The organism is Micromonospora sp. M61, from assembly GCF_018070245.1.
Classification (GTDB): Bacteria; Actinomycetota; Actinomycetes; order Mycobacteriales; family Micromonosporaceae; genus Micromonospora; species Micromonospora zamorensis.
In genome coordinates this window covers 1-25,169 of record NZ_JAGPYA010000025.1, presented here as the reverse complement: position 1 = coordinate 25,169, position 25,169 = coordinate 1, and the positions used below count along the sequence as shown (strand labels likewise).

The 25,169-nt window shown below is 73.2% G+C and carries 19 protein-coding genes; 4 read left to right on the top strand and 15 right to left on the bottom strand.

All coding sequences use genetic code 11. From position 1 onward, the window contains the following. Positions 1–6 precede the first annotated feature (6 nt). From KBX34_RS16325 to KBX34_RS16280, 10 genes are all read right to left on the bottom strand, one after another. The gene (locus KBX34_RS16325) at positions 7–939 is read right to left on the bottom strand and encodes a sporulation protein (protein ID WP_210925686.1); all 933 of its coding nucleotides are present in this window, start codon (positions 937–939) and stop codon (positions 7–9) included. Between the two features lie 132 nt (positions 940–1,071). Further along, positions 1,072–2,136 (bottom strand): hemolysin family protein, encoded by a 1,065-nt coding sequence (locus KBX34_RS16320; RefSeq protein WP_088946749.1) that lies wholly within the window; start codon positions 2,134–2,136, stop codon positions 1,072–1,074. Between the two features lie 52 nt (positions 2,137–2,188). Next, entirely contained in the window at positions 2,189–3,544 is a 1,356-nt protein-coding gene (locus KBX34_RS16315) for a hemolysin family protein (RefSeq protein WP_088946748.1), read from the bottom strand. Positions 3,545–3,774: 230 nt separating this feature from the next. Beyond that, complete coding sequence (mnhG, locus tag KBX34_RS16310) at positions 3,775–4,134, bottom strand: monovalent cation/H(+) antiporter subunit G (protein WP_141912432.1); 360 nt, start codon at positions 4,132–4,134, stop codon at positions 3,775–3,777. After that, positions 4,134–4,397, bottom strand: a complete 264-nt coding sequence (locus tag KBX34_RS16305; protein ID WP_088946747.1) for a monovalent cation/H+ antiporter complex subunit F — start codon at positions 4,395–4,397, stop codon at positions 4,134–4,136. Before KBX34_RS16305 ends, mnhG begins: the two co-directional genes overlap by 1 nt. Next, entirely contained in the window at positions 4,394–5,005 is a 612-nt protein-coding gene (locus tag KBX34_RS16300) for a Na+/H+ antiporter subunit E (protein WP_210792242.1), read from the bottom strand. Before KBX34_RS16300 ends, KBX34_RS16305 begins: the two co-directional genes overlap by 4 nt. Further along, positions 5,002–6,507 carry a Na+/H+ antiporter subunit D gene (locus tag KBX34_RS16295; protein ID WP_141908297.1) on the bottom strand — a complete coding sequence of 502 codons (1,506 nt, stop codon included), beginning with the start codon at positions 6,505–6,507 and terminating at the stop codon, positions 5,002–5,004. The genes KBX34_RS16300 and KBX34_RS16295 overlap by 4 nt, the downstream gene beginning before the upstream one ends. Then, complete coding sequence (locus KBX34_RS16290) at positions 6,507–6,986, bottom strand: Na(+)/H(+) antiporter subunit C (protein WP_210925684.1); 480 nt, start codon at positions 6,984–6,986, stop codon at positions 6,507–6,509. Before KBX34_RS16290 ends, KBX34_RS16295 begins: the two co-directional genes overlap by 1 nt. Beyond that, the gene (locus KBX34_RS16285) at positions 6,983–9,817 is read right to left on the bottom strand and encodes a Na+/H+ antiporter subunit A (protein ID WP_210925682.1); all 2,835 of its coding nucleotides are present in this window, start codon (positions 9,815–9,817) and stop codon (positions 6,983–6,985) included. Before KBX34_RS16285 ends, KBX34_RS16290 begins: the two co-directional genes overlap by 4 nt. Positions 9,818–9,917: 100 nt before the next feature. Beyond that, a complete protein-coding gene (locus KBX34_RS16280) occupies positions 9,918–10,304 on the bottom strand; it encodes a hypothetical protein (RefSeq protein WP_088946742.1) in 387 nt (128 codons plus the stop codon). A 177-nt stretch (positions 10,305–10,481) separates the two neighbouring features. On the opposite strand from KBX34_RS16280, the gene KBX34_RS16275 reads away from it, so the two are divergent. Next, positions 10,482–15,128: an ATP-dependent helicase gene (locus tag KBX34_RS16275; protein ID WP_210925680.1), complete on the top strand. Its 4,647-nt coding sequence runs from the start codon at positions 10,482–10,484 to the stop codon at positions 15,126–15,128. A 154-nt stretch (positions 15,129–15,282) separates the two neighbouring features. On the opposite strand, the gene KBX34_RS16270 is transcribed toward KBX34_RS16275, so the two are convergent. Then, entirely contained in the window at positions 15,283–15,849 is a 567-nt protein-coding gene (locus KBX34_RS16270) for a hypothetical protein (RefSeq protein ID WP_210792232.1), read from the bottom strand. Between the two features lie 344 nt (positions 15,850–16,193). Between KBX34_RS16270 and KBX34_RS34270 the strand changes: the two genes are divergently transcribed. Continuing rightward, positions 16,194–16,436 (top strand): CPCC family cysteine-rich protein, encoded by a 243-nt coding sequence (locus KBX34_RS34270; RefSeq protein WP_088946738.1) that lies wholly within the window; start codon positions 16,194–16,196, stop codon positions 16,434–16,436. A 27-nt stretch (positions 16,437–16,463) separates the two neighbouring features. Here the strand turns inward: KBX34_RS34270 and KBX34_RS16260 are convergent, their stop codons facing one another. Then, positions 16,464–17,729: a hypothetical protein gene (locus KBX34_RS16260; protein WP_210792229.1), complete on the bottom strand. Its 1,266-nt coding sequence runs from the start codon at positions 17,727–17,729 to the stop codon at positions 16,464–16,466. 109 nt (positions 17,730–17,838) lie between these two features. Here KBX34_RS16260 and KBX34_RS16255 point away from each other — a divergent pair, with 109 nt between their 5' ends. Both KBX34_RS16255 and KBX34_RS16250 read left to right on the top strand, forming a co-directional pair. Further along, entirely contained in the window at positions 17,839–18,675 is an 837-nt protein-coding gene (locus KBX34_RS16255) for a DNA-formamidopyrimidine glycosylase family protein (protein ID WP_210792227.1), read from the top strand. 166 nt (positions 18,676–18,841) lie between these two features. Then, positions 18,842–22,447 carry a hypothetical protein gene (locus KBX34_RS16250; protein ID WP_210925678.1) on the top strand — a complete coding sequence of 1,202 codons (3,606 nt, stop codon included), beginning with the start codon at positions 18,842–18,844 and terminating at the stop codon, positions 22,445–22,447. A gap of 32 nt (positions 22,448–22,479) precedes the next feature. On the opposite strand, the gene KBX34_RS16245 is transcribed toward KBX34_RS16250, so the two are convergent. From KBX34_RS16245 to KBX34_RS16235, 3 genes are all read right to left on the bottom strand, one after another. After that, the gene (locus tag KBX34_RS16245; protein ID WP_088946734.1) at positions 22,480–23,268 is read right to left on the bottom strand and encodes a hypothetical protein; all 789 of its coding nucleotides are present in this window, start codon (positions 23,266–23,268) and stop codon (positions 22,480–22,482) included. A 23-nt stretch (positions 23,269–23,291) separates the two neighbouring features. Further along, entirely contained in the window at positions 23,292–24,164 is an 873-nt protein-coding gene (locus KBX34_RS16240) for a PspA/IM30 family protein (RefSeq protein ID WP_088946733.1), read from the bottom strand. Between the two features lie 199 nt (positions 24,165–24,363). Further along, complete coding sequence (locus KBX34_RS16235) at positions 24,364–24,804, bottom strand: helix-turn-helix domain-containing protein (protein ID WP_088946732.1); 441 nt, start codon at positions 24,802–24,804, stop codon at positions 24,364–24,366. Between the last annotated feature and the right edge of the window lie 365 nt (positions 24,805–25,169).

The window sequence follows — 25,169 nt, the reverse complement described above, 5'->3', positions numbered from 1 at the left end:
GCGGCGTCAGGTGCCGTCGCCGCCGCCGGAGCCGCCGCCTCCCACGCCGGCACCGCCAGCGGTGCCGCCGAGGCCGTAACCGGGTCGGATCGGCTCGTCGGGGTGGCGGCTGACGTGGGCGGACCCCGCGATCTGCGCGGACCAGTCGGCGTGCGCGGCCGCGGCGGCGTGCCGGTTGATCGCCTGCCGGATCCAGCCGTCAACGGTGGCGACCCAGTCCCGCCGCTCGGCGTCCTCGTGCCAGATCCGGACCCGGCTGATGCTCTGGTGGGTGATCCCGGCCAGCGCCAGCCGACGATCCATCCAGAGGATCGCCTCCAGGCCCGCCGAGTTCGTCACGAAGATCACCTCCAGCTCGGTGATCGGGCCGGCGTAGAGCGGCCCCACCCAGTAGCCCCAGCGCTGGTGCAGGGGCAGGGTGTGCTCCACCCCGGGCAGCCCACCCTGCAGCAACCCGGACTGACGGATCATGAAACCGAGGGTGTCCAGCGCCGCCAGCACGTGCTGCTGCGTCGGGAGCGGATGCACGAAGACCGGCACCATGGCGCCCTGGTCGAGATCGGGGTCGAGGGACACCTCGGTCCGCAGACCCATCCGCAGGCTCAGCAGCGGCACCCCACCGAACGTGGTCACCGGGGTCTCCCAGGGCAGCGGCAACGCGAAGTCGACCGCCCGCCGCCGACCAGCGGGCACGACGAACCGGCCGGCGATCGGTAGTTGGTGGAACTGCATGAGACGCCGGGGGGCGGCCGGGTCGTCCGGTTCGACAGTGGTGACGAGACCGAGCCGGATGTGCCGCACCAGCACGTCCTCCGGGCCGGCCGCGAGGGTCACCCGCCCCGGCAGGCGCAGGCCCGGCCGGGTGCTCGGGTTGGGGAGCGTGGTCTGCACGGACAGCCCGGTCCCACCGGACTCCGGGGACACTCCCGTCAACCGCACCGCGCGCCCCCTCCCGGGACGGGGCCCCGCCGGCCCCACCAGGCGCGCCTACCCGGTCGGGGTCCGCTCAAGCCCGCTGCCGTGCCGACCGCTGACCCGGCCGCACTTCGTGAGTGCGGCCGGGTCGGCAGGTCAGCGCAACCGACGCCCGCGCGGGACGGTGTCGGTCTCGTCGTCGAACTCGCCGATGACCTCCTCCAGGAGGTCCTCCAGCGCGACGAACCCGATCGGCCGGGCCGGGCCACCGCCGTTGCGCACCAACGCGAGCTGCGACTGCCGCGCCCGCATCGCCGCCACCGCCTCGGTGACCGAGGACGTCGCCGGCAGGGTGAACGCGGGTGTCATCAACTCGCCGGCGGTGGCGACGCGACCAGTGGTGACCACCCGCACCGCCTCCCGGACGTGCACGAGGCCGCAGACGTCGCCCGCCTCGTCGAGCACCGCGAGCCGGGACCGCCCGCTGTCGCGGCTGACCTCCTCGATCCGCCCGGCCGGGTCATCCCGACGGACGGTCACCATGGTGGCGAACGGCTCCATCACCTGCGCCACCGACGTGCCCTGCAACTCCAGCATGCTGGTCAGCAGCTGGTGCTGCTCGGCGCCGAGCAGCCCGTGCTCACGGGACTGCTCCAGCAGGATCCGCAGCTCGTCCGGGCCGTGCACCTGGGCGAGCTGGTCCTGCTGGTTGACCCCGAACAGCCGCAGGATCGCGTTGGCCAGGGCGTTGAGCGCGGACAGCACCGGCCGGGACACCCGGGCGAAGGCGCGGAACGGCAGGGCGAGCAGCGTCGCCGAGCGCTCCGCGTCGGTGATCGCCCAGGACTTCGGTGCCATCTCCCCCACCACCAGGTGCAGGAAGGTGACCACCCCGAGGGCGAAGATCAGGGCGATCAGGTGACTGGCCGCGTCCGGCAGGCCCACCGCGTGCAGCAGGGGGCTGAGCAGGTGCTCGATCGCCGGCTCGGCCAACGCGCCGAGACCCAGTGTGCACAGCGTGATGCCGAGCTGCGCCCCGGCCAGCATCAGCGACAGCTCGCGGACGCCATCCAGCGCGGCGCGTGCCGCCCGACCACCGTTCGCCGCCGCCTGCTCCAGGCGGTAGCGCTTGCTGGCCACCAGGGCGAACTCGGCGGCCACGAAGAACCCGTTCAGCGCCAGCAGGACCACCGAACTGAACAGCGCGATCCCGGGGCTCATCGGTGCCTTCCTTCATTCGCGACTGCGGTGCTCGCAAGCTCACTCCTCGCGCTCACGCGCTCACCCCCGGTTTGGTGAGCTGAAGCCGCACCGAGTCGGCCACGTGCCGGTCCACGGCCAGCACCTCGACCAACGCGCGGGGCTCCGCCTCGTCGACCTCGCCGTCCGCTCCCTCGGGTTGCAGGCTGATCTCCAGCCGGTCACCGACCTCCGGCACCCGACCCAGCTCCCGCATCACCAACCCGGACAGGGTGTCGTACTCCGGGGCCTCGGGCAGGGCGATGCCGGTGCTGTCGGCGACCTCGTCGATCCGCCAGCGGGCCGGCACCACCCAGGACCCGTCGTCCTGCCGGGCGGGTGCCCGCTCCGGTGGGTCGTCCTCGTCCCGGATCGGGCCGACCAGCTCCTCGGCGATGTCCTCCAGCGTGATCACGCCGGCGAAGCCGCCGTACTCGTCGACCACACACGCCATCTGCCGATGACCGGACCGCAGGCGGTCGAGCACCGTGGGCAGGGGCAACGTCTCCGGTACGAGCAGCGGCGGCCCCGCCACCGCACTCACCGGGGTGGTCGCCCGCTCCCCCGGGGGTACGCCGAGCACGTCGGCGATGCCGACCACGCCGATCAGGTCGTCGACGCCCTCCGTACCGCGTACCGGGAAGCGGGAGTGACCGGTGTCCAGCAGCTCGACCACCCGGCTGACCGGCTCGTGCGCCCGTACGGTGTGCACGTCGACCCGGGGCACCATGGCCTCCCCGGCGGTCAGCTCCCGGAAGTCCAGACCTCGGTCGAGCAGCGTGGACATCTCGACGTCGAGGCTGCCCTCCTCGCGGGACTCGGCGATGATCTGTTCCAGGTCCGCCGGGGTGGCGCCGCTGGGCAGCTCCTCGATCGGCTCGATGCCGATCCGGCGCAGCAGGCGTACCGATGCCCGGTCGAAGAGGTGGATCAGCGGACCGGCGACGGCCAGGTAGATCAGGGTGGACCGGCTCAGCGCCCGGGCCAGTTGCTCGGCCCGCGCGATGGCCAGGTTCTTCGGGGCCAGCTCGCCGAGGACCATCTGCACGATGGTGGCGATGACCAGGGCCAACGCCACCGAGAGCGGCAGGCTGACCGCCTCGCTGACGCCCGCCACGCCGAACAGGTCGGCGAGGCCGCCGCCGAGGAACGGCTCGGCGACGTAACCGACCAGCAGGGCGGTGACCGTGATGCCGAGTTGGGCGCCGGAGAGCATGAAGGAGAGCCGGCTGGTGACGGTCAGGGCCCGGGCGGCGGCGGCGTCGCCGTCATCGGCAAGCTGGCGCAGCTTGCCCCGGTCCACGGCGACATAGCCGAACTCCTGCGCCACGAAATAGCCGGTGGCGGCAGTGAGGAGAGTAATCAGAAGAAGACCAACGACGATCAACACGGGTCGCTCAGGGCTCCCGGGGTCGTCGGTACGGGGATATGCCGGGCACGACCCGGCTGGCTACTGCTGCCCTCCTGGGCAGAAGAGTCGATCATGCCGCTATTTTATCGGCGCTGGCTGGGACTCCGCTGGGGGTGGGCCGAAGGAGCGGATCGTCCGGTTCGCCGACACCATCCCAGGCCGTCACGCCGGCCCCGCCGCACGCCTTCACGCGGCCCCGCCCCAGGCCGTCACGCCGGCCCCGCCGGCCCCGTGCCGGAACCGCGTTCGGCCAGCTCATCGGCGTCGAGGAGACTCCGATCGAGTCGCCCCGACCGGTACGCGGCCCGCCCGATCATCTGGGCCGCGACCGGTGCGGTCGCCAACTGGAAGACCGCCACCAGCAGGATCATGCCCAGGTCCGCCGGGGACCGCAGCCGCAACATGATCCCCAGCAGCAACAGCAGCACCCCGAGCACCTGCGGCTTCGTGGCCGCGTGCATCCGGCTCAGCGCGTCCGGGAACCGCAGCACGCCGATCGCGGCGGCCAGGCCGAGCACGGCACCGGCCACCAGACAACCGGCGCCCAGCCAGTCCGCGATGGTGGCGATCACTGCTGCTCCCGGACCGCGAAGCGGACCAGCGACACCGAACCCACGAAGCCGAGCAGGGAGAGCACCACCAGCACGGGCAGTGTAGTGGCGTGCCGGTTGACCGCCGCCTCGGCGCCCACCGCGCCGACCATGGTGGCGAGCAGCATGTCCGCGGCGATCACCCGGTCCACCAGTGACGGGCCCCGGTAGAGGCGCACCAGCGCGAGCAGCGCGGTCACCGACAGCAGGACGGTGAGGACGACGGCCAGGAACGTGGTCACGAGCGGGTTCCCTTCTCGGACGGGTCGGTCTCGATACGGCGCAGTTCGGCGGCCGAGCCCACCGCACGGACGATCCGCCGCTCGATGGTGAGGGTGCGTTGCCGGGCCACCTCCAGGTCAGCCGGCCCGTGGGTGTCCAGCACGTGCAGGTAGAGCGTTCCGGAATCCCGGTCCACCTCGAGGATCAACGTGCCCGGCACCAGCGAGACCGCCTCGGCGGTGAGCGCCAGGTTCAGGTCGCTGGGCACCCGCAACTGGACCCCGATGATCGCGCCGCGCGGCCGGTAGCCGGGTTGCACGGCGATCCGGGCGACGTGCAGGCTCGCGCTGACCAGCTCGACGACGAACCGGCCGGCGAAGACCAGCAGCGCCCCGGGCCGCAGCCGGCCGCCGAAGCTGACCGCCGGCAGCGGGTAGAACACCAGCACCGCGCCCCCCACCAGCAGGCCGCCGATCAGGTTGCCCCAGCTGACGTCGCCCCAGAGCAGGTTCCAGACCACCACCAGCCACCCGAGTGCCACCACCTGGTCGCGCCAGCGCCCGAGCCGGCCACGCCCCACCACGGCGGGCCCGGGGGCGTCGGGAGCCGGCTCGGGGGTGCCGGTCACGGCACACCGCCCGGCAGCACGGCATGCACGTACGGGGTGCGCAGCCGCAGGTCGGCGGCCGCGTCCGTGGTGACGTCGAAGAGCGGACCGGCCAGCAGGGTCAGCCCCAGCCCTAGGGTGACCAGGGCAACTGTCGCCCCGATCATCAGCCTCGGCAGTGGGACGGCCGGCTCGCTGGTGGCCAGCCGGGGCGCGCGCCAGAAGGCGATGTTCCACACCCGGGACGCCACGTAGAGGGTGAGCAGGCTGGTCACCGTGCCAGCCGCCACCAGCACCCCCGGCAGCGGCCCGCCGGCCGCCACGCCGGCCTGGAGCAGGCCGAGCTTGCCGAGGAAACCGGAGAACGGCGGCACACCGGCGAGGTTCATGGCCGGCACGAAGAACAGCACACCCAGCAGCGGCGCCACCCGGGCCAGCCCGCCGATGCGGCGCAGGTCGGTGCTGCCCGCGCGCTCCTCGACCAGCCCGGCGACGAGGAACAACGTGGTCTGGATGGTGATGTGGTGCACCACGTAGAAGATCGCGCCGGAGAGCCCGGCGACAGTGCTCAACGCCACCCCGAAGATCATGTAGCCGATGTGGCTGACCAGGGTGAACGAGAAGAGCCGCTTCAGATCGGACTGGGCCACCGCGCCGAGGATGCCGATCACCATGGTCAGACCGGCGACGACCATGAGCAACGTGTCCGCGTGCCCACCGGGAAACAGCAACGTCTCGGTGCGGATGATCGCGTACACGCCCACCTTGGTGAGCAGGCCCGCGAAGACGGCGGTGACCGGGGCCGGTGCGGTCGGGTAGCTGTCCGGCAACCAGGCCGACAGCGGGAAGACCGCCGCCTTGATCGCGAACGCCAGCAACAGCATCAGCTCCAGGGCGAGTCGGACGCCGTCGGGCAGGTCGTCGAGACGCTGGGCGAGCTGGGCGAGGTTGAGCGTGCCGGTGGCCGCGTACACCAGACCCACCGACGTCAGGAAGATCATCGAGGAGAGGATGCTGACCACCACGTACGTCGACCCGGTGCGGATCCGGGTCTCGGTGCCTCCCAGCGTGATCAGCACGAAGCTCGCGGCCAGCAGGATCTCGAAGCCGACGAAGAGGTTGAACAGGTCACCGGCCAGGAACGCGTTGGTGACGCCCGCGGTGAGCACCAGGTACGTCGGGTGGAAGATCGACACCGGGGCGGACTCGCTCGTCTCGCTGCCGCCCTGGCCGATCGAGTACAGCAGCACGCAGAGGGTCACCGCCGACGAGACCACCACCATCAGCGCGGCCAACTGGTCGGCGACCAGCACGATGCCGACCGGTGCCGGCCACCCACCGACCGCCACCACCACCGGCCCGTGCCGGTACGCCTGCACGAGCAGCAGCAACGCCACGGCGAGAGTGCCGCCCAGGCAGAACACGCTGATCGCGCGCTGGAGTCGGGGCTTCCCGGCCAGCAGCAGGGTCAGCGCCGCACCGAGCAGTGGCACCACCACCGGCAGCGGCACCAACGCGCTCATCACGACTCCTTCCCCCGTCGGAGCCGACGGCGGGCGGGCTCGGGATCGACCTGCTCCGGATCGGCGTCCGGGCCCTCTCCACCGTGGTCGACGGCGCCCGCCTCGTTCCGGCCCGCCCGGCGGATGATCTGCCGGTCCTCCAGGTCGTCGGGCACCTCGTCGTCGCCGGTGAGATACCAGCTGCGGTACGCCACCGCGAGCAGGAACGCGGTGAACCCGAAGGTGATCACGATGGCGGTCAACACCATCGCCTGCGGCAGCGGATCACTCATCTGCCCCACCGCACCGGTGCCGACGATCGGCGCCCCACCCGAGCGCCCACCCAGCAGGATCAACAGGTTCACCCCGTTGCCGATCAGGATCACCCCGAGCAGGATCCGGGTCAGGCTGCGCTCCAACAGCAGGATCACCCCGCACCCGACCAGCACCGCGACGGCCAGCACCAGCACCAGCGTCGGTCCCGCACCGCTCTCCGTCATGCCCGGTCCCCCTTGTCGACGGCCAGGCCGCCGGTGGCCGTTCCGGTGGCCTCGATGTGCCGGTCCACCTCGGCGCCGAGGCTGCGCAGGATGTCCAGCACCAACCCGATCACGACCAGGTAGACACCGATGTCGAAGAAGAGCGACGTGACCAGGTGGACGTCCCCGATCAGCGGCAGGGACCGGTCGACCTTGGCGCTCTCCAGCACCGACCCGCCGACCAGCAGCGCCACCACTCCGCTGCCCACCGCCATGGCCAGGCCGGCGCCGAGGATCGGACCGGCGCCGACCGGCGCCGCCTCGGTCAGCTCGTACCGACCGCCGGCCAGATAGCGGACCACCAGGGCGAGACCCGCCACCAGACCGCCGGCGAAGCCACCGCCCGGCGCGTTGTGCCCGGAGAACAGCAGGAAGAGGGAGAACAGCACCACGGTGTGGAAGATCAGCCGGATGACCACCTCCAACACGATCGAGCGGCGCTCCTCGTAGAGGGTGGGACCGCCGCGCAGCCACACCGGCCGGCCGGGTTCGTCCACCCGCTGATCGGACTCCGGTCGGCGCGGCCGCGGCCCGGTCCGGGACCGCTCGAAGATCAGGCTGGCCACCCCGGTCGCGGCCACCACCAGCACCGACAGCTCGCCCATGGTGTCCCAGGCCCGGATGTCGACCAGTGTCACGTTGACCACGTTGCGGCCGTACCCCTCCAGCACCGCCAGGTCCGGGAAGGCGGCACTGATGTCCGGTGCCCGGCGGGCGCCGACGGCCGTGAGGGCCAGCCCGGCGGCCACCACACCCACCGCCACCCCGATCGCCCGACGAACCCAGCGGGTCCGCCGCAACGGACGGGCCGAGAAACGCTCCGGCAGGCGCCGCAGCACCAGCACGAAGACCGCTATCGTCGCGGTCTCCACCAGGAACTGGGTGAGCGCCAGGTCGGGCGCGCCGTGCAGGACGAACAGCATCGCGGTGCCGTAGCCGGTCATCCCCACCAGCAGCATCGCGGTCAGGCGACGGCGGGCACCGACCGCCAGCACCGCGGCGACCGCGATCACCAGGACGACCACCGGTTGCAGCAGGTTGTCCCAGAGCGGGATCCGGGCCCTCCACGGGCTGGCGGAGACCATGGCCGTGCCGGGCACCAGCACGAGGGTGACCAGGATGATGCCCAGATACTGCGGCAGGGAACCGCGCTGGGTCGCGCCGGTGACCTCGATGGCCAACCGGTCGAACCGGCCCACGATCCACTCGTACCCCTGATTGCCTCCCACCGGCGAGCGGAGCCGGGCCAGCACCGGGGCCAACGGCCCGCGCACGGCGAACAGCAGGCCGCCACCGACGAGCGCCACCACGGACAGGGCGAGCGCCGGGGTCGGCCCGGACCACAGCGCCAGGTGCGCGTCGACCCCACCGAGCAGATCGGCGTACGGACGCAGCAGCTTGTCCAGCACACCCGCGGCCGGACCGGCGAGCAGACCGACCCCGGCGAGCACCGCCGGCGGGACCAGCAGGGACGCGGCGATGGGTTCCGACTGGACCGGTTCCACCCCCGGCCGGTCGGCGAACGCGCCCCAGAGGAAGCGGGCGCTGTAAGCGACGGTGAGCACCGTCCCGGCGACCAGGCCGGTGAGGAGCACCGGCTGATCGGTGAACGCCCCGAACACCGCCTCCTTGGACACGAAGCCGACCAGCGGCGGCACACCGGCCATCGACGCCGCGGCCAGCACCGCGACCACGAACAGCGGCCTGGACCAGTGCCGCAGCCCGGACAGCTCGCGCAGGTCACGGGTGCCGGCGCCGTGGTCGATGACGCCGACGACCAGGAACAACGCCGACTTGAACAACGCGTGCGCCAGCAACATCGCCGCGCCGGCCAGAGCGGCGTCCGGGGTGCCGGACCCGGTCACCGCGATCAGGAGGCCGAGCTGACTGACCGTTCCGTACGCCAGCAGCAGCTTCAGATCGGTCTGCCGCAACGCGGCCCAACCGCCGAGCAGCATGGTGGCCACGCCGGCGATCTGCACCACCGGTCGCCACGGACCGACAGTGGCGAGCGCCGGCGCGAGCAGCCCGACCAGGTAGACGCCGGCCTTGACCATGGCGGCGGCGTGCAGGTACGCGCTGACCGGCGTGGGTGCCGCCATCGCGACCGGCAGCCAGGAGCTGAAGGGCAGGATCGCCGACTTGGACAGCGCACCGGCCAGGATGAGCAGCACGGCGCCCACCAGGTAGCCGCCGCCAGGCAGTGGCTGGGCGACGATCCCCGACCAGCGGTAGGTGCCGGCGTGCTCGCCCAGCATGATGAACCCGACCAGCATGGCGAGCCCACCCAGCGTGGTGACGGTCAACGCCTGCGCCGCCGCCCACCGGCTGGAGCGCCGTTCGGTGCTGTGCCCGATCAGCAGGTACGAGAAGATCGTGGTCAGTTCCCAACCGACGTAGAGCAGCAGCAGGTCGTCGGCGAGGACCAGGACGAGCATCGCGCCGGCGAACGCGACCAGGACCCCGGCGAACTGCGCGAGGCCGGTCGAGCGGGCGTCGAAGTAGCGGGCACTGTAGACCAGCACCAGCGCACCGATGCCGCCGATCAGCAGCGTCATCAACCAGGACAGCGTGGTGAGCCGCAACGCGATGTCCAGGCCCAACTGCCCGATCCACGGGTACGTCTCGACCACGGCCCCGCCGTCGCTGACAGCCGGGGTGCGGGCCAGCGCCCAGCAGAACGCGGCGGCTGGCGCCAGCGCCAGGGCGTAGCAGGCATTGGATCCCCACCACCGCACGAGCAGAGGCGCGGCGAGAGCCGCCACGAGGTGGAGGACGAGCAGTACCAGCACCTGCGCTCCCGATCGAGGTGGCCGACGCCCGTGCAGCGGTGGCGCCTAGCAGCGATCAGACGCCAGTTCGTGGCCCTCCGGGCGGTTTTGCCAGAATTCGTCAGTGAAGCAGGGTGTTGGCCAGGGGTTGGGCATCGTCGGGTGCGGGGCGGTCGCGGCGCAGCTCGGCCAGCAGGTCGAGGCGGCCGAGCTGACGCGCGACCCGGTCGACAACCCGTTCCGCGGCGGCCAGTGAGCGCACCGACAGCAACCGGCCTCGGCTCTCCCGGCGCAGCACGAAGTAGTGGACGGCGACGCGCACCTGGCCGCGATCGGCGGCGCTCGCCTGGGCGGTGCAGAGGACCAGCTCCCGCAGGCAGTGGGCGAGGCGTTCGGCAAGGTCGAGCTCGGGGCCGTGCAGGCCGCCACGGAGTGCGGCAAGGTGGCTGTCGACCTTGCGAATCAGCACGTCGGTGCCCGGTTCGATGGTGCGCTGCTCGCCGGCCATCAAATCCCCTCACCCCGGTTCGCGTTGCGGGTGAAGTTACTTTATGTTGCTCCGTACAAGCAAGCAGTTAAGTGAGACTTAACGGATCAAGCGCACCTTCCACGCTTTTTGCTAGTCTCGGGGCGCATTCCCCCGGGGTCGCTCGTGGTTGTCGTACCGGCGGGGCACGATGGATCGGTGACCGGGGCAGACGCAGACGCCGGCGCGGTGCTCGCCGGGTTCGGTCCGGCCACCCGCGCCTGGTTCGACGCCGCCTTCGCCGCTCCCACCGCCGCACAGACCGGCGCCTGGCGCTCGGTCGCAGCCGGTCGCAACGCCCTCGTGGTGGCACCCACCGGCTCGGGCAAGACGCTCGCGGCCTTCCTCTGGTCGCTGGACCGACTCGCCCGCGAGCCGGCACCGGCCGAGGCCCGCCAGCGGTGTCGCGTGCTCTACGTCAGCCCCCTCAAGGCCCTCGCCGTCGACGTGGAGCGCAACCTGCGCGCCCCACTGGCCGGGATCCGGCAGGCAGCGACACGGCTGGGCGTCGCACCGCCCGACATCACCGTCGGCATGCGCACCGGCGACACCCCGGCCGACGAGCGGCGCGCCTTCGCCCGCACCCCACCGGACATCCTCATCACCACTCCCGAGTCGTTGTTCCTGCTGCTCACGTCCGCGGCGCGCGATTCGCTGCGCGGCGTCCAGACGGTGATCGTCGACGAGGTGCACGCGGTGGCCGGCAGCAAACGCGGCGCCCACCTCGCCCTCTCCCTCGAACGCCTCGACGAGCTGCTGCCCGCTCCGGCGCAGCGCATCGGGCTCTCCGCCACCGTCCGCCCGATCGACGCCTGCGCGCAGTTCCTCGGCGGCGCCCGCCCGGTCGACGTGGTGCAGCCGGCCACCGCCAAGACCATCGAGGTCAGCGTGCAGGTCCCGGTGGAGGACATGACCCGCCTGGACGAGCAGGAGCAACCGGAGGACGACCTCGGCGGCCTCGGGCCACGCCGCGCGTCGATCTGGCCGGCCGTGGAGGAGCGGGTCTTCACCCTCATCGGGCAGCACCGCTCGACCATCGTCTTCACCAACTCGCGCCGCAGCGCCGAGCGCCTCTGCGCCCGGCTCAACGAGCTGGCCGCCGAGGCGGTGGCCGCCGCGTCGGACGACGGCGCGATCGGCGTACCGGAAGGGTTGCCGGCCGGCGACGACCCGGCGGGTGGCGCGCAGCGGTGGGGTGACCCGGCCGGTCCGGTGCGCAACCGGCCGCCGGCCGAGGTGATGGCCCAGTCCGGCGCGGCCACCGGCGCGGCGCCGGTGATCGCTCGCGCCCACCACGGCAGCGTCTCCCGGGAGGAGCGCAAACACATCGAGGAGGCGCTCAAGTCCGGCCAGTTGCCGGCGGTGGTGGCCACCTCCAGCCTGGAGCTGGGCATCGACATGGGCGCTGTCGACCTGGTGGTGCAGATCGAGGCGCCGCCCAGCGTGGCCTCCGGCCTGCAACGGGTCGGCCGGGCCGGGCACCAGGTGGGCGCGATCTCGCGCGGGGTGGTCTTCCCCAAGCACCGCGGCGACCTGCTCTCCTGCGCGGTGGTCGCCGAGCGGATGGCCGACGGCGCGATCGAGGAGCTGCACTACCCACGCAACCCACTGGACGTGCTGGCCCAGCAGATCGTCGCGATGGTGGCACTGGAGCCGTGGCCGCTGGGCGACCTGGCCGTGCTGGTCCGCCGGGCCGCGCCCTTCGCCGAGCTGCCCGACTCCGCGCTGCACGCCGTGTTGGACATGCTCTCCGGCCGTTACCCGTCCACCGCCTTCGCCGAGCTACGCCCCCGACTGGTCTGGGACCGGGCCACCGACCTGCTCACCGGCCGTCCCGGCGCGCAGCGGCTCGCCGTGACCAGCGGCGGCACGATTCCCGACCGGGGCCTGTTCGGGGTGTTCCTGGCCGGCGCCGAGCGGGCCGCCCGGGTGGGCGAGCTGGACGAGGAGATGGTCTACGAGTCCCGGGTCGGCGACGTCTTCCTGCTCGGCTCCTCCTCCTGGCGCATCGAGGAGATCACGCCCGACCGGGTGCTGGTCTCGCCCGCCCCCGGTCAGGCCGCGCGGATGCCGTTCTGGAAGGGCGACCAGCTTGGCCGGCCGGTGGAGCTGGGCCGGGCCATCGGCGCCCGGGTGCGCACCCTGCTGCGACAGACTGACGAGGCGGCCCTGGCCGCCCTGCGTGACGGCGGTCTGGACGACTGGGCCGCCAGCAACCTGATGGCCTACCTGCGCGAGCAGCGGGAGGCCACCCGCTCGCTGCCCGACGACCGCACGGTCGTGGTCGAGCGGTTCCGCGACGAGCTGGGCGACTGGCGGCTCGCCGTGCACAGCGTCCTCGGCGCCCGCGTCAACGGGCCGTGGGCGCTCGCCGTGGGCCGCCGGCTCGCCGAACGGTACGGGGTGGACGCCCAGGTGATGCCCTCCGACGACGGCATCGTGGTCCGACTTCCGGACACCGCGGACGAGCCGCCCGGCGCCGACGTGGTGGTCTTCGAGCCCGACGAGATCACCCAGCTCGTGGAGGAGTCGGTCGGCACCTCCGCGCTCTTCGCCGCCCGCTTCCGGGAGTGCGCCGCCCGGTCGCTGCTGCTGCCCCGCCGCGACCCGCGCCGCCGCCAGCCGCTCTGGCAGCAGCGCCAACGCGCCGCGCAACTGCTCGACGTCGCCCGCGAGTACGCGGACTTCCCGGTCACCCTGGAGGCTGCCCGGGAGTGCCTCCAGGACGTCTTCGACCAGCCGGCGCTGGCCGGCCTGATGCGCGACCTGGCCACCCGCAAGGTGCGGCTGGTCGAGGTCGAGACCAGCGCGCCGTCGCCGTTCGCCCGGTCGCTGCTCTTCGGCTACGTCGGCGCGTTCCTCTACGAGGGCGACGCGCCGCTCGCCGAGCGTCGCGCCGCCGCGCTCGCCCTGGATTCCACCCTCCTCGGTGAGCTGCTGGGCCGGGTCGACCTGCGCGAGTTGCTCGACCCGGCCGTGCTCACCGAGACCGATCGGCAGCTGCGCTGGCTGACCGAGCAGCGCCGCCCCCGCGATGCGGAGGACGTCGTCGAGCTGCTGCGGGTGCTCGGCGACCTGAGCGACGCCGAGTTGACCGAGCGGGGTGTGCCGGAGGCCTGGCTGACCGAGCTGGAGGCGACCCGCCGCGTGCTGCGGGTCCGCATCGCCGGCGAACAGCGCTGGGTGGGTGTCGAGGACGCCGCCCGTCTGCGCGACGCCCTCGGCGTGGCGTTGCCGGTCGGGGTAGCCGAGGCATACCTCGCCCCGGTGGCCGATCCGCTCGGTGACCTGGTAGCCCGCTACGCCCGCACCCACGGGCCGTTCGCCGCGGCCAGCTGCGCGGCCCGCTTCGGGTTGGGCGTGTTCGTCGTCGAGCAGGCGCTGCGTCGGCTCGGTGCCACCGGGCGGGTGGTCTCCGGTGAGTTCACCCCGGATTCGGCCGGCGCTCAGTGGTGCGACGCCGAGGTGCTGCGGATGCTGCGCCGCCGCTCGCTCGCGGCGCTGCGCCGGGAGATTGAGCCGGTGCCACCCCGGGCGCTGGCCGCGTTCCTGCCCCGCTGGCAGCAGGTCGGCTCGTCCGCCCGAGGTGTGGAGGCGCTCGCCGCGACGGTGGAGCAGTTGCAGGGCGCTGCGGTGCCGGCGTCCGCCCTGGAGCGGTTGGTGCTGCCCGGTCGGGTCGCCGACTACTCCCCTGCCCAGCTCGACGAGCTGTGCGCCAGCGGGGAGGTTCTCTGGGCCGGGTCGGGAGCGATCTCCGGCGGCGACGGTTGGGTCACCCTCGCGTACGCGGACGCCGCACCGCTGCTGCTCCCGCCGCCCGACGAGGCGCTGACCCGCACTCCGCTGCACGACGCGGTGCTCGACGCGCTCGGCGACGGGCAGGCGCTGTTCTTCCGGCCGCTGGCCGACCGGGTCGGCTCGACCGACGACGCGGCGTTGACCACAGTGATCTGGGATCTGGTGTGGGCCGGGCACCTCACCAACGACACCCTGGCGCCGCTGCGCGCGGTGCTCGGTGCGGGCGGGGCACACCGCTCGCGGCCCTCCGCGCCGCGCACCCGTTACCGGCGGCCCGGTCGGGTGGCGCTGCCCACCCGGGGTGGTCCGCCGACCGTCGCCGGTCGCTGGTCACGCCTCCCGGAACGGGACGTCGACCCGACGCGACGTGCCGCCGCGCTCGCCGACGTCCTGCTGGAGCGGCACGGGGTGGTCACCCGCGGCGCGGTGATGGCCGAGCAGGTGGTCGGCGGCTTCTCGGCGGTCTACCCGGTGCTGTCGGCGTTGGAGGAGCGTGGCGCGGCCCGTCGGGGTTACTTCGTCGAAGGGTTGGGCGCGGCGCAGTTCGCGGTGCCCGGCGCGGTGGACCGGCTGCGCGCCTTGGCAGAGCCCGCCGACGGTGCCCGGGGCCGGGGCACCCCAGCCACGGTGCTCGCGGCCACCGACCCCGCCAACCCGTACGGCGCGGCGCTGCCCTGGCCGGAACGGGTGCTCGACTCCGGCGACGGGGCCGCCCCGGCGACCGGGCACCGGGCCGGCCGCAAGGCCGGTGCGCTGGTGGTGCAGGTTGCTGGCGACCTCGTCCTCTACGTCGAACGCGGCGGCCGCACGCTGCTCTCCTTCAGCGACGACACCGACACCCTGGCCGCGGCCGGCAAGGCGCTCGCCGACGCCGTTCACTCCGGGGCGTTGGGCGCGATGTCGGTGGAGCGGGCCGACGGCGAGGCGGTGCACTCCTCACCGCTGCGCGACGCGCTGACCGCCGCCGGTTTCCGGGCCACCCCCCGCGGCCTCCGCCTGCGCGGCTGACCCGCCAGCCCGCCCGGCCGCGCCCGACCGCCCGCTCGGCGCTTGTCGGGCGATGCCACACAGACCCTGATGCCTGTGAGTCATCAAGATGACTCACAGGCATCACACCGAGAAGAGCGACATGCCCCGGCCGCGCCGACGCCAGGCCCGGTGCTCAGCGCAGGCCGTCGAGCACCTTCTCGTAGCGCGGGCGGTCAGCCGCCGGGGTCTTCGCCTCCAGATAGTTCAGCACCACCGCGCCACGCTGGTACGACTGGCCGCCCCAGGTTTCCGCGATGTCACTGGCACTGGTGTCGTCCGGGAACACGTAGACCGTGACCGCGTCGGTGGCGATCAGCTCGGAGCAGCCCAGACCGAGGCCATCCGGGCCACAGTCGACGGAACGATCCTTCGGGCGCGGTACCTTCAGGCCAGCGGCCCGGAAGGCGTCGACGACCTGCTTCGCACCGGGCGCACTGGCCGGCCGTTTTGGCAGCACCACCGGTGGCGGGCTGGCCGGTCGGCGCTGGGTCGGACCCTGCGCCCCGGCGGAAGGTGACACCGGGGCGACCAGCGCGCTCGTGGTGGGGGACGTCGGCGCGCTCGGAACGCCGGTGGGGGTCACCTCGGACGAGGCGGATGGGGCTGCGCTCGACCGGCCGTCGTCGTCACTGCCGCAACCGGCGGTGAGGGCAACGGCGACCAGCAGGGCTCCGACGGCGGGCAGGCTCCGAATTGTCACCAGGGCAGTCTGCCCAACGGCTTCCGGCGACGGGAGGGGCCGGTCGGTCACTGCGCTGTCCCGTATCCGCCACCCACCGCTGGACCACTCGACGCGGGTACGATCCCGGCCGGCAGGGCGGCGACGGCGACGAGCGGAGGCCGGGGCGTGGGTGGGTTCGAGGTACGGGCGATCCGACCCGACGAGCGGACGGCGGTCGACGCGCTGCACGAGCGCGAGTGGGGCGGCCCGTACGAGTGGCGGCCCGACGCCGGGCGTTAGCCCACGGTGGGCCTCCCCGGGGTGTCTCCCGAGGGACCTCCTGCGGGTATCGGGCCGATGTTCGACTGTGGAATGCTGCCCCGGTGGGTGAACAAGTGGTTCCCGTGGGTTGTCCCTGCTGTGCATCCCGGACCGGCGGGGGGACCTGCCCGGTCTGTTTCTGGACCGACGACGGCCAGACCGACGCGGACGCCGACGCCGTCCGGGGTGGCCCCAACGGCGACCTGAGCCTCTCGCACGCTCGACTCAACTACGCCGTCTACGGTGCCAGCCACCCGCGCTACCAGGACATGGTGCGCCAGGCCCGCCCCGACGAGCGCCCCTGACGCAGCACTCGACGGGGCGGGCACGGGTCAGCAGACCGGCACGCTGCCGCCGTACACGCTCGAAATGTAGGCGTGGCTGACGTACTGGCCGGTGGTCAGGCGGTTCCAGCGGGTGGTGGTGCGGTACGGGCCGGCCACCGACTGACCGGTGACGTAGCACTGGATCGGCACGTGGGCCAGCCGGGCGGCGAGACCACGGGTCGCGTACGACGTGCTGGCCCCGGAGCGGATGTTGAGCGGGCCGTCACCGACCACGCCACGCGGCCCGCCGCCGGTCCACAGGTAGGCGACGTCCACCCAGGCGTTCGTGGTCAACCGCAGGCCGTCCCAGAAGGTGCCGTCGGCCAGGTCGATGCCAGCCGGGTTGAGCACCGTACGCCCGAACTGGTCCCGCCCGCCGTTGTAGCCGGACTGGTACGCGGCCTGCGCCTCGGGCCGGCCCTGCGGCAGGTTCTTCCAGTTCTCCCGCACCGACGAGGGGTTCCAGTAGTCGTCGCGGGTGTTCCACGGACCGACGTCCCAGACCGGGGCGTACTCGCAGCGGGCGCCGCTGGTCGTGCAGACCCGCACTGTGTAGTCGCCGGTGTTGAGTGGGGAGAGACCGCGCCGCGACGGGAGTGCCACGAAGTGGTCCCGGGGTTGCACGGTACGGCCGTTGGCGGTCACCTCGCCGACCAACCCGATACGGGTGGCGTACACCCGGTAGGTGCGGCCGGGCGTGGCGGCGGAGACGGCGGCTGTCGCGTCGGCGGTGAGCCGCACGCCGCTCACGGTCGCGGTGGCCCCGCCGTTGGGCGCGGTCAGCACCACCCGGGTCTGCACCCGGGTGACCGGCCGGTCGAAGACCGCACCGCCGGTGGCGGCCTGCCACTCCGTCCAGCCGGCGGTCCGCCAGCCGCGGACCTGCGCCTCCACTGTCGCCCCACCGGGGACCGAGGCGCTGATCTCGGCGCGGACCCGGGTGGCCGGTCGGGCCAGGGTGCGGGGCGTGGTCAGCAGCATGCCTTCGGCGACTGCGCTGTGTGGGCTTCGGGCGCGGTGGCCGGTGGCCCTGGCCTCCCGCAGTCGCAGCCCGGCAGAGGTGCGGCGGACGTTGACGTCGTCGCGGTCGACGACCGAGACATCGACGTCCCACCGTTCGCCACCGGGCGCCCCGGCGGTGAGGATGATCGGACTGCCGGCGACGGGTGTGGCCCGGTCTGCGCTGGTGGCGGGCAGGAACGCGGCGGCGAGCAACAGGGAGAGAGTGGCGACGAGGGCGACGGATGGAATACGACAACGAGGTCGCGTCATGGGCATTCTCCTCAGAACCCCCTGACCTTCGCATGTCGGGAGATCATGAGGAAGCTGTGTACAAATAGCGACACATGCGAATATTGCTCAAAAGAGGGAGGATGGCAGGGTGCCCGAAGGCGACACCGTCTGGAACACCGCGCGCGTGCTGCACCGCGCGTTGGCCGGCGCGCGGATCACCAAAAGTGACTTCCGGGTGCCGCAACTGGCGACCACCGATCTCAGCGGCTGGACCGTGCGCGAGTCGGCCAGCCGGGGCAAGCACCTGCTGCTGCGCCTCAGCGCCCCCGACAGGAGTCCCGCAGGGCGACCCGCGCCCGACGCCCTCTGGACCCTGCACTCGCACCTGCGGATGGACGGCGCCTGGCGGGCGTACGCCCCGGGGGAACGGTGGGGCGGACGGCCCGCGCACCTGATCCGGGTGGTGCTGCACAGCCCCGGCGCTGTCGCGGTCGGCTACCACCTGCACGAGATGACCCTGCTGCCGACCGCCGAGGAGGACCGACTGGTCGGCCACCTCGGCCCCGATCTGCTCGGGCCGGACTGGGACCCGGCCGAGGCGGTCCGCCGGCTCGCCGACCACCCGGAGCAGACCATCGGTGAGGCGCTGCTCGACCAGCGCAACCTGGCCGGAGTGGGCAATCTCTACAAGTGCGAGGTGCTGTTCCTGCGGGGTGTGTCGCCGTGGACGCCGGTCGGCGCGGTGCCGGACCTGCCCGGCATGGTGGCCCTCGCGCAACGGTTGCTCGCGGCCAACCGGGGACGGTGGACGCAGAGCAGCACCGGCTCCCTGCACCGGGGGCAGACCAGCTACGTGTACGGCCGCCGCGCCCAGCCGTGCCGCCGCTGCGGCACCGCGATCCGCAAGGAGGAGCTGGGCGAACGGGTCACCTACTGGTGTCCGGTCTGCCAACCCGAGCACCCGGACCGGCCTGAAACCGGCTGACCAGGCCGGCCATTCACCAACGCCACGCCAGAAACGGACGATTGGGTAATTCCTATCCGGCCGCCGAAGTCGCATGCTGCGGTTGAACCCTCACCGACCGTCAGCACAGTGCCGAGGTCCGCCACGCCGGGGTGGCGGACGTCGCGCCCCGACCCCGGGGAGAGTCATGGCGATGTTCCGCAGGCTCCGCTCCACCTTCTTCGAGCGGACCACCCGCCAGACCAACGGCCGGACGGCGTCCGTGCCGGCCGCGCGTACCGCCGAGGAGACCACGCCGGCACCGAGTCTGGACCCGGCCGTGGTGCCGCGCAGCTTCGGTGCCGTGCCGAACTTCGCCCACAGTCCCCGCCCGGCGCGTGACCCCGCAGGGCGGGTGGTGCCGGGCAGCGGGCTGCGCAAGTTCGTCGACCCGCTGCCCGTTCCGGGCCAGCAGAGCCGCACCGACCTCGGCAGCCACCTGCCGGTGGCAGCCCCGGACACCATCAGCTACCCGGGATGCGACTACTACGAGATCGGCCTCCAGGAGTACGCGCAGCGGCTGCACCGGGACCTGCCGGCCACCCGGCTGCGCGGCTACCGGCAGCTCAACCTGGGCACCGACGAGACGGGCCACAACACGGTGGCACCCCCCGAACGGCCCTGGCACCTCGGCCCGATGATCCTCGCCCGCCGGGGTCGACCGGTCCGGATGAAGTTCATCAACCAGCTCCCCACCGGCCGGGCCGGCGAGTTGTTCCTGCCCGTGGACGACACGATGGAGGGTGCCGGTCCCGGCCCGCTGGACGGGCCGGCCCCGTACCCGCAGAACCGGGCGGTGCTGCACCTGGCCGGGGCGCAGACCGGCTGGACCAGCGCGGGCAACCCGGGGCAGTGGATCACTCCGGCCGGGGAGATCACCCCGTACCCGACCGGGGCGGGCGTGACGCCCGTGCCGGACATGCCGGCGCCGGGTGCCGGGGCCACCACCCTCTACTACCCGAACGAGCAGAGCGGCCGGCTGCTGTGGTTGCACGACAACACCCTCGGCCTGGCCCGGCTCACCGTCTACGGCGGTCAGCTCGCGCTCTACCTGCTCACCGACCCGGCCGAGGACCAGCTCGTCGCCGACGACGTGCTGCCGGCCGACCAACTGCCGCTGGTGATCGAGGACAAGACGTTCGTGCCGGACGACACCCAACTCGCCGCCGAGGACCCGACCTGGGACCGGGAACGCTGGGGTGCCCGGGGAAGCCTCTGGCATCCCCACGTGTACCAGCCGCGGCAGAACCCGTACCGGTCCGGCGGACGCAACCCCACCGGCCGGTGGGACTACGGCCCCTGGTCGCGCAACCCCACCCCGGGCGGCACCCGCACCGACGGGTGGGCCCCGAACCCGCACCACGACCCGGTGGACGCGCCGGACGAACCGCCGCTGAGCCCGGGGCTGCCGCACCCGTCGGCGGTCCCCGAGGCGTACGGCGACACCCCGCTCGTCAACGGCGTCGCCTACCCGTACCTGGAGGTTCGGCCGCGCGCGTACCGGTTCCGGATCCTCAACGCCTGCCTGGACCGCAGCCTCAACCTCCAGCTCTACCGCGCCTGCTCCGACGCGGCGATGTGGACGGCCGACGGCGCGCTCGCCGACGCCGACGCCGGCGAGGTGCCGATGGTGCCCGCCGTGCGGGCCGCGGACCGACCGGCCGGGTGGCCGACCGACGGACGCGACGGCGGCGTGCCGGACCCGCGCACGGCCGGGCCCGAGTTCATCCAGATCGGCAACGAGGCCGGGCTGCTGCCCGCCCCGGTGGTGCTGCCGAACCGGCCGATCGGCTACCGGTACGACCGGCTCGACCCGACAGTGCTGAACGTCGACGGGCACACCCTGCTGCTCGCCCCGGGTGAGCGGGCCGACGTGCTGGTCGACTTCTCCGCCGTGCCACCGGGCAGCACGCTGATCCTGTACAACGACGCCCCCGCTCCGCTGCCGGGCTACGACCCCCGCTACGACCAGCACACCGACGCAGCGGACCGGACCGCCGAGGGTGGCCCGCCGCCCACCGAGCCGGGGTACGGCCCGAACACCCGCACCCTGCTCCAGTTCCGGGTCACCGGGACACCCGCGCCGCCGTACGACCTGGCCCGGCTACGGGAGAGGCTGCCCCTGGCGTACGCGGCCAGCCAACGCCCGCCGATCGTGCCGCAGCCGGCGTACGACCCGGCGTTCGGCACCCGCACAACGTCGGAGACGGCGGTGCCGGTGCACGCCACCACTGTGACGTTCACCCCGGCGGGCGGTGCCGGCCCGGTGACCCTGCCGATCGCGGTCAAGGCCGCCCAGCAGGTCTTCGAGCCGGAACACGGCCGGTGGGCCGGCCGGCTCGGCGTCGGGCACCCGCACGCCGGGCCGCTCAACCCGACGACGTTGCCGCTGGGCCCGACCGATCCGGTGACCGAGGTGCTCTTCGCCACCGATCCCGCCGTACCGGTGGGCACCCCGACCGATGGCACCCAACTCTGGCGGATCAGTGGCAACGTCCGGCAGACCGAGCCGCTGCACTTCGGCGGCTGCGACGTGCAGGTGGTCAACCGGGTCGGCTGGGACGGCACGCTGCGGCCGCCGCACGGCACGGAGCTGGGCTGGAAGGACGTCGTCCGGGTCAACCCGCGGGAGGACGTCGTGGTGGCGTTGCGCCCGGTCGCCCCGGTGCTGCCGTTCAAGCTGGGCGACAGCGTCCGGCTGCTCAACCCGGGCCTCCCGGCCGGGGCGCGCACCGGGTCGACGCCGGTCAGCCCCGCGGACGGGCGGCCCGCCACGGTGGTCAACCAACTGGTCAACCTGGGCTGGGAGTACCGCTGGCACAGCCACCTCGCCGGCCACCGCGACGGTGGGATGACCCGGCCGCTGGTGCTGCGGGTGGCGCCGAAGGCACCGACCGGGCTGACCGCCACACCGGCGCCCGGCTCGGCCACCGCGCTACCCGCGATCGTCCTGGCCTGGACCAGCAACGGCGGGCGCCCACCTGCCACCAGCCACCTGCTGCAACGGGCCACCGACGCGACCTTCGGCGGCGAGGTCACCACGATCACCGTCGCGGCCGCCGCCACCCGGTACACGGACGCGACAGTCACCCCCGGGGTGACGTACCACTACCGGATCCGGGCGGAGAACGCCGTCAGCTACTCGTCCTGGTCGAACGGGGTGCCCGCCTCGGTGCACCTGGCGGCACCGAGCGGCCTGGTCGCGGCCCTGCCGCCAGCCGCGCCGCTGCGGGTGGCGCTGCGCTGGTCGAACCGGTCGTTCGCCACCGGCATCGACGTGCAACGGGCGACCAACCCGACGTTCACCAGCGGCCCGGGCACCACGGCGATCGGGGTCAGCGACAACCACCTGGACGTCACCGTCGCACCGGACACCACGTACTACTACCGGGTTCGGACCACCTACCTGGGCGCCGCCTCGGCCTGGTCGACAGTCGCCACGGTGAGCTGCCCACCCGCACCCGGCACCCCCAGCGGGGTGAGCGCCACGGCCAGCGCTCCCGGGCCGGACACGGCGACGGTGATCCTGGCCTGGGCGGCGAGCACACCCACCGGCCCCGGGTCCGGGTTCATCGTGCAGCGGGCACTCGACCCGGCATTCGACCGGGAGGTCGCCACCTTCACCGTGACCGGTCGAGGCTTCACCAACACCGGGCTGGCCCGGGGCGTGACCTACCACTACCGGATCCGGTCGTTCAACGTCGTGGGCAATTCGCCGTACACCGGCCTGGTGCTGGTCACGACGCCACCGTGAGGGGCCCGACGGGCCGGCGGTCGGCGCTGCTCTCAGCGGGTCGGTGCGCGCAGCGGCGTGCCGACGGCGCGCAGCTCGGCCAGGGCGCCGGCGACGCCGTGCAGCAGGTCGGTCGCCTCGGTGAGCCGGTCGGCGGCCGGGTGGGCGGCCTCCGGTCGGGCGTCCTCGGCCAGGTAGCCGGCGGCAGCGACCACCAGCCGCTCGTAGGCCGCGACCCCGCTCTCCAGTTGGCCGGTCAGCACGGCGTGCGCCTCGGCCAGCGGCGCCCGGGCGTCGGCCGGGGCCAGCCGCAGCGCACGTTCGACGCTGGCCACCCGTGCGGCCAGGTCGCGCAGCGAAGCATCGGCGGTGGCGGCCTCCTGCACGGCCGGCCCGGCCAGCCCGGTGAGTCGGGGGGCCATCCCGGCCAGGGTGAGTGCCGCCCGATCCAGTCGGGCCCACTGCTCGCCCGCGCTGGTGCCGCGCAGGGCGATCCGGGAGCGGACCCGGCGAACCTCGGCCAGCACGCCCGGGCCGACCGGCAGCCGCTCGACGGCGGCGATCAACCGGGCCCGCGACCGGGCCGCGGCCTCGGCCGGGTCGAGTGCGGGAGGCGCTGGCTGGGCGGCCAGGGCGCGCGCGTCGATCCACCGCCAGGCGGCGAGCGCCACCGCGCTGCCCGCGGCGCCGGCCCAGGCCGCGTCGGGCAGACCAAGGCCGGCGTACGGGGTCAGCACCGCCGCCGCGCCGCCGAGCCCACCGGCCAGCACGCTCCACCGCCGGGCGGAGCGGCGAAGCCGGTCCAGCCTCCGGAAGTATCGAGTCCGCTCGTCTGCTGCCACCCTGACCCCCTCGGTCCGGTCGTTCAGCCGGCGGCGGTCGGGTCGCCGGTGCCGCGCTCGCGAGCCATGCTGGCGCGCAGCTCGTCCAGCCGGGCGGCGGCCGTCGGGTCGGTGGCCGGGCCGGCCTTCTCGCCCTGCGGCACGGCCGGTCGCTGCGACGCGCCGCCGAGCTGCTCCCCCGCCATGCTGGATCGGATCTGCTCCAGCCGGGCGGAGCCGGCCGAGTCGATGGTTGACTTCTGGATCTCCAACATCCGGCCCTCGACGGAGTTGCCGGCCAGCTCGGCGCGGCCCATCGCGTTGGCGTAGCGCCGCTCGATGCGGTCGCGCACCTCGTCCAGCGACGGGGTGTTGGTGGGCGCGGTCAACGACGACATCGACTCCAGCGAGCGGGCCACCGTCTCCTGCATCTTGGCCTGCTCCAGCTGGCTGAGCAGCTTGGTGCGCTCGGCGAGCTTCTGCTGGAGGATCATCGAGTTGTTCTCGACCGCACGGCGGGCCTGGGCTGCGGCACCCAACGCCTGGTCGTGCAGGGTCTTGAGGTCTTCGGTGGCCTGCTCGGAGGAGACCAACTGGGTGGCCAGGGTCTGCGCCGACTGCTCGAACCGCACAGCCTCGGCCTCGTCACCCTTGGCCCGGGCCTGGTCGGACAGCACCAAGGCCTGTCGGGCGTTGCCCTGCAACCGCTCGACCTCAGACATCTGCCGGGACAGCTTCATCTCCAGCTGACGCTGGTTGCCGATCACGGCGGCGGCCTGCTGGACCAGCGCCTGGTGCTGCCGCTGGGCATCCTCGATGGCCTGCTGGATCTGCACCTTGGGATCGGCGTGCTCGTCGATCTTCGCACCGAAGAGCGCCATCAGGTAGTTCCAACCCTTGACGAACGGGTTCGCCATCTCCGCGGTATCCCCTCAGTAGCGTCGCTCCACCACAGCCGGGCCGGATGGACCGACCGACCACGACCGGCCGGTCTCCATCGTCCCAGCCGAACGCCAACGAGGCATCCGTACGGGGCGGTCGACGGCACCGGCAGCTCCTGCGGGCCACCCTACGCGGCCGGGGCCAGCCCGCCCATGGTCAACCGGAAGGACGGGCTCAGGCCGCGCAGACCACGTCCCGATCGCGCTCGTTCGGGCGGACGCGGGCACTGCGCAGCGTGGCCTTGAGCGGCGAATCCTGACGGACCGACACGGCGACCTTGCCATCGGAGGTGACCTGACGCACACCCCGGTTGGTGCTCTTGGACGCGGCCGAGGAATCGGCCTGCTCCTCCTGCATCGAGACGAGCACCCCGGGCATCTGCTCGGCGAGCGCCACGGTGTCGCTCACCTCACGCAGCAGCTCGGACAGGCGCGCGCCGAGGGCGTCGCAGATCGCGGCGAGCAGCTCGCTGGACGGCTCCTTGTGCCCCCGCTCGATCTCGGAGAGGTAACCGAGGCTGACGTTGGCGGCGGTGGAGACCTCACGCAGCGTGCGCTGCTGGCCTTGCCGGCGCGCCCGCAGTGCGTCACCGATCACCCGGCGTAGCAGGATCATCGCACCTCCCCCTGAGGGATACCTCGCGCCCGCCGTTGGGCAGCCGGTCGCGGCGGACCGCGCCGACCCCGAACGTCGGAGCCTTCCCGCAACCGTACCCGTTGCGGGCCCGGCCGACATCCCGCCCCGCCCGTCGGTTCGCCGGCGCGGGCTCACCGGCGCGCGGCATCGGCCGTTCCGGCCCTGTCCCGGGTGCCCCCGGCGGTCTCGGCTGGATCTTCCGGCCCGTCGACTTCTGGGGCCTAGGCGGTGTCTTCAAAGGATTTTTGTTGTCGGATGATGTAGGGCGTGGGTCGTCGCTACGAGTTGTCTGACGTCGAGTGGGATGCGCTATCGCGGTATCTGCCGTCGGTGGTGACCGGTGG